General features: G+C 57.9%; 5 protein-coding genes. 1 reads left to right on the forward strand and 4 read right to left on the reverse strand.

Annotation, left to right across the window (positions count from 1 at the left end; translation table 11 throughout):
• Positions 1-192 precede the first annotated feature (192 nt).
• The 4 genes from P1S46_11270 to P1S46_11285 all read right to left on the reverse strand — a co-directional run bounded on the left by P1S46_11270 (position 193) and on the right by P1S46_11285 (position 4,376).
• Positions 193-888: an ABC transporter permease gene (locus P1S46_11270; protein MDF1537055.1), complete on the reverse strand. Its 696-nt coding sequence runs from the start codon at positions 886-888 to the stop codon at positions 193-195.
• A gap of 199 nt (positions 889-1,087) precedes the next feature.
• A complete protein-coding gene (locus P1S46_11275) occupies positions 1,088-1,912 on the reverse strand; it encodes an extracellular solute-binding protein (GenBank protein ID MDF1537056.1) in 825 nt (274 codons plus the stop codon).
• A gap of 136 nt (positions 1,913-2,048) precedes the next feature.
• A complete protein-coding gene (locus tag P1S46_11280; protein MDF1537057.1) occupies positions 2,049-2,966 on the reverse strand; it encodes a helix-turn-helix transcriptional regulator in 918 nt (305 codons plus the stop codon).
• Between the two features lie 219 nt (positions 2,967-3,185).
• Complete coding sequence (locus P1S46_11285; protein ID MDF1537058.1) at positions 3,186-4,376, reverse strand: PAS domain S-box protein; 1,191 nt, start codon at positions 4,374-4,376, stop codon at positions 3,186-3,188.
• Between the two features lie 280 nt (positions 4,377-4,656).
• On the opposite strand from P1S46_11285, the gene P1S46_11290 reads away from it, so the two are divergent.
• Positions 4,657-5,076 carry a secondary thiamine-phosphate synthase enzyme YjbQ gene (locus P1S46_11290; GenBank protein MDF1537059.1) on the forward strand — a complete coding sequence of 140 codons (420 nt, stop codon included), beginning with the start codon at positions 4,657-4,659 and terminating at the stop codon, positions 5,074-5,076.
• The last annotated feature ends 338 nt before the right edge of the window (positions 5,077-5,414 follow it).

Here is a 5,414-nt window from a genome sequence, read left to right on the forward strand (position 1 = left end):
AACCGAAAACCACGCTTTTCGGTTCCCGTTGAGCCAAAGTCTTACCCGGACTTTGGCGATATTACAGCAGTCTCCGTGAGGAAAGGAAAAACGACGCTTTTCCCTATCCCCAGGACATTAATGAGCCAGAAAAAGTTCCGCCTGGACTTTTTGCGACTCAGTCAAAATTGATCCAGGAACCGGTCAGGGTCTTCACAACCGGTTCCTGGATTGTAGCCTTCGGAAAAACATGTTTACCGACAGGGCGACAGTCAGCAGAATGATCCCGAGGGCCATGGCGAAGGCGAACTCACCCTTGCTTGTCTCCAGGGCGATGGATGTAGTAATGGTCCGTGTAAAGCCCTTGATGTTGCCGCCCAGCATCATGGCCGATCCCACTTCAGCCACCACCCGTCCGAACCCGTTGAACAATGCTGCCATGAGACCGAAACGGGCCTCGGCCAGGATGGTGAGAGAGGCCTGCCGGGGGGTGGCTCCGAGGCTGACGGCCGTGAGGCGGGCCCTGGGGTCTACTGCGTTTACGGCGGCGATGGTCAGCCCCACGATGAGGGGAAAAGCCAGGATGATGTCGCCCAGGATGATCCCCGATGGGGTGAAGAGAAGATCCAGGAACCCCAGAGGCCCTTTACGGGACAGGAAGGAGTAGCAGAAAAGGCCCACCACCACCGTTGGCAGAGCCATGAGGGTGTTGAAGAGGGTGAGGACGGCCCCCTTGCCCGGGAACTCCCGTGTGGCTACGAAGTAGGCCAGGGGGACACCCAGGACGGCGGCGATGAAGGTTGCGCTTATCGCCACCCTCAGGGACAGGAAGGTGACGGTCACCACTTCGGGGTCGAAGGTGAAGATCAGAACGAGAGCCCCCTTGACTGCTTCAAAAAGGTAGTTCATGGGGATCTCTCGTCCGAAGGAGGAAGGAGGAAGGGAGAATGTATCCGGCAACCAACTTGCAGTTCAGTTTTTAATGTAGTTGTTGCCATATTTTTCCCTTTTCCCTGCAGATAGGAGGTTCTACCATGTCGTCCCCTGCAAAAGACTTTGAGGATTTGGTGGTCTGGCAGAAGGCCCATCATGTGGTTCTCTCTGTAGATTATTTACCCATCACAAGCGGGGTAAATAATCTGTTCCCGAACTTATCCTCAAACCCCCCGATCATCTTCTGGCCCTCGGGAGAAGCCATGAACTCGATGAGCTTCAGGGCTCCTGCGTAGTTCACGTGGGGCTGTTTTTCCGGGTTGACGGCCATGATGCCGTAGGGGTTGTATAGAAGATCCGAAGGCTTTGTAAAGAGCATCTTCAGGTCGACCTTGTCGGAGTACTTCAGGTAGGTGCCGGAATCCGAGAGGGTGTACCCCATCTTCTCGTCGGCGATGGTCAGGGTCTCGCCCATTCCCTTGCCCGACTCCAGGTACCAGCTTTTCCCCGTGGGAAGGTCTCCGAGGACGGTCTTCCAGATGCTCTGCTCCTTGATGTGGGTCCCGGAGTTGTCCCCACGGGAAACGAAGGGGGAACCGCTCGCGGCGATCTTCTTGAAGGCGTCCTCGGCGTTGCCGGCGGCCCTGACGCCGGCGGGGTCGCTTTCAGGTCCAACGATGACGAAGTAATTGGCCATGATGGTCTGGTGGTTCACCCCGAACCCGGCGTCCATGAACTTCTTTTCGCTGGAAGGGGCGTGGACGAGGGTGACGTCGACGTCGCCGTTTTCAGCCAGTTTGAGGGCTTTGCCCGTCCCGACCGCGATGACGTCCACCTTGATGCCCGTCTTCTCCTCGAACTTCGGCAGCAGGTAGGCCAACAGGCCGGTGTTGTCGGTGCTGGTGGTGGAGGACAGCTTGAGTCTGTCAGCCGACCAACCGGGGGAGGTGGCGGTTATGGCCATAACGGCGGCAAGCACAAAACATCGTCCTGTTTTCATCAAGGGTTCCTTTGATCGGATCTCGGATTTTCGGTTCATATTATGGTCCTTTCTGGCATGAGACTGCTTCACATGGGGATGGCTCGCAGTGACAAACAAAAACACTCCGTGTCGCCGCGTCCCCGTGTCCGGTTTCTTACCCCGTCACTATCCTCCCGCTGTCGGCCGTATCGTACCCTCCCAGCTGGGATGCCAGAGCGGCGAACTCGGGGGTTCCAAGGAGCCCGATAAACTTCTGCGCCTGATCCAGGAAGAAAACTTCCTTCCTGATAGCGAGGTCGAACCGCTCCTGCCGCATGGGAATAAAGGGCAGCCCCACCATGCGGGCGACGGTCTCGATGGCGATCCCCGCGTCGGCCCTGCCGGAGAGGACGGCGAGGGCCACGTCGAGGTGGGAGTCGCAGGGGATCGTTTCCCCGGAAATTTCCCGGAACTGCTTTCCCGCCAGGTCCAGTTCCCTTTCCATGAGGGCCCTGGTCCCTGTTCCCAACTCCCGGACGGCCCATCTGCGGGGCTTCCCGATGAGACCCTCGAAGCTCTCGACGCCGTGAGGGTTGTCCGGTCCCAGGAGAACCCCCTGGGTCCTGGCGGCGAAGGTGACCACCGCGATGTCGCTGCCGCCCAGTTCCCGGATGTGGTCCGGGGAGTAACGCCCTTCCCGGTCCACCAGGTGGGCGCAGGCGATGTGGACCAGCCCCTTGGAAAGAGCGACGAGGCCGTCGGTGCTGCCCGTCCGGGACTGAAGAGTAAGGATATCCGGGTTCCGGTGGCGAAAGAGGGCCAGGGTCTTGAGAAAAAGGGGGTCGTCGCTGCCGGCGATAAGCATAAGCTGCTTCGTCTCCTGGAGAAAGGGCAGCTGCTCGGGCATGTTGATGACCGCCGATTCCAGCCAGCGGTCCACCAGGTGAACGGGAAAGAGCCATTTGCCGGTGATCTTGGTGGCCGGCAGGCCCCGCTCGTGGATCAGGGTGTAGACCTGTTTTTCGTTGACGCCCAGGTATTCGGCGATGCCTTGAGTATCCAGGAAAGGGGTGTCCGGAACAGGCTGGTTCATAAACAGGGATAATAAGGGAGGAAGGAAGAGGGAGCAAGAAAAAAATAACTAATTCTTACTAAATGCAACAACAGGAAGGTGGGAGGTGAAAGGAGAAATTCGGAAGATGGAAGGTGGAAGGTGAAACTGGGAGATAGAATTCGGAATGTGGAAGAGATCGTTTGAACTCTGCTTTCCTTCCCGATTCCGCATTCCCCTCTTCCCTGTTCCAGCTGTTAATCAACTTAGCACCAGAAGCGAACCTGGATTTCTGGAACTGCCCAGGGGGAGGCGCAGGACGGAAAGCTGCCGGGAACCGGCCCCGGGGATCTGGAAGGTACAGACTGTAGCAGAGGCGGCGGCGGGGTCCTGGATGACAGGGATGGCGCCCCCGATGATCTGGACGAGGGGCATGCCCAGAAGTTGGTCTGGATCGCACCGGAGCATCTCGGCCGCCGGCTTGTTGACGTTGGCGACCTTATCCTCACCGTCGAGGAGGATAAGGGGCCTGCTCTCAAGGGAGAGGACCGCCTTTAGGCGGGCCCTGGCTGCAGCGAGGCTGCGCTCGAGTTCCCTGCGCGCCGTGACGTCCTTGGCGATACCGATAAAGTAGGTCTCATTCCCCGACTGGTAGCTGCTGGCGGTCAACTGGGTTTCCACGACTTTCCCGCCCTTGCTCAGGTACCGGGTCTCCTCATCGATCCAGCCGGAGGTCTCCCGGAGTCTCCCTAGTCGCCTGTCGGAGTCGGCGCTCAACTCCCGGGTATTCAGCTTGACCAGTTCTTCCAGGCTGTATCCCAGCATCTTGAGGGCTGCCGGGTTGGCGTCCAGGTAGTTACCCTCGCTGTCCACGAAGAAGATACCGCAGGGGGCGTGGTTGAAGATGTTCCTGTAGCGGTCCTCAGAGCGGATGAGTTCATCCTCCATCTTGCGAAAAGGGGTGATGTCCTCCAAGAGAAGGAGGACCTCCGCCGTTTCACCGTTCCGGAGCACGGGCGCTCCGCTTATTTTCCAGGTCCGGTCCACACCCGGGGTGTCGGGGTGGGGCCAGTTCTTCTCCATGATGACGGTTTTACCTGCCCTGATCTCCTCCATGCTGAAGGCAAGGTCGGCCGATTGGAGGAACGCCGCGATCTGCTCCTGTTCCTGGTCCAGGTCCACTCCGAAAAGGTCAGAGGCGGCGGGGTTGTGGAAGGTAATCCGGCCCTTCATGTCCAATGTTATGGCTGCCGCGGGAAGATACCTGATCACCGCACGGGCTCTTTTGTCGGAGGAAAATCCGGTGCCGGCCGGGTCGTCGGCGTTCTGAACGCTGCTCCCAGCGAGACCGAAGTAGACCCCGAGGGCAGCCATGAGTCCGGTAACGATGGGAAGGACGATATGCAGGGTGACCATGGTTTTACTGAAGCTGATGGTCAGCTTCGATTGCACGGCCTGGTCCAGGACAGGAATGCCGTAGACCAGTGCGGAAAGCGCTGTTACGATAAAAAATACCGGAACAGGCTGAAATAGGCCGCTGTAAGAGCGTTTTTTGTGGTGTTCATGGGCAGCCATGGCGCTGAAGAGTAAGGCTTGGGGGGGAAAAAGGCAAGAGAGCTATCGCTTGAAGAGGGAAGAAGGAATAGGGAATAGGGAATAAAATCCGAGTCTTTCTTCCATATTCCACCTTCCAGATTCCCCATTCCAACCATGATTCGCGGGAGAGATACCAATGAAAAGCTATCGTAAGGAGCTCTGGTTCGACGTACCTACCCGAAGGGCCTTTATCCACATCACTCCCCACGTGCAGGAGTGCCTGGAAGAAAGCGGCATCCGGGAGGGGATGGCCCTGGTGAACGCCATGCACATCACGGCCTCGGTGTTCATCAACGACAACGAGCCGGGCCTCCACGAGGATTACGAAAGGTGGCTGGAAGAGCTGGCCCCCCACGAACCGATCAGCCGGTACCGGCACAACCTCTCCGGCGAGGACAACGGCGACGCCCATCTCAAGCGCCAGATCATGGGCAGGGAGGTGGTTGTGGCGGTCAGCGACGGCCGACTGGACTTCGGGCCGTGGGAGAGGATCTTTTACGGGGAGTTCGATGGGGGGCGGAGAAAAAGAATCCTCCTAAAGATAATTGGGGAATAACGGCCCCAATAGCACATCATCTGCTGCCTCCAATAACTACCCTCATTACTCTCCCTGTCCCCATGTGAAGCAATCTCGGGTTCCTGTAAAGGCGGCAAAAGCCTTAAGGCAGATGTTCCGCCCGTCCTCGCCCCTTCGACTAGCCCGCATTATTCATGATGCAAATGAGATGTCAGCTAACTGTGTGACAATTAAAGATGATGACTTCGCAAAAAGTCATCAACGCGCCCCGCGCGGGGCGCCCAAATCAATGACCCGCATCGTAAGTCATTGATTTGTAAGGAAAGGGAAAACGACGCTTTTCCCTTTCCGTGGAGCGAAAAGTCCCGGATTGGACT

The sequence above is a fragment of the bacterium genome, assembly GCA_029210545.1.
In the GTDB taxonomy this organism is placed as follows: Bacteria; BMS3Abin14; BMS3Abin14; order BMS3Abin14; family BMS3Abin14; genus JARGFV01.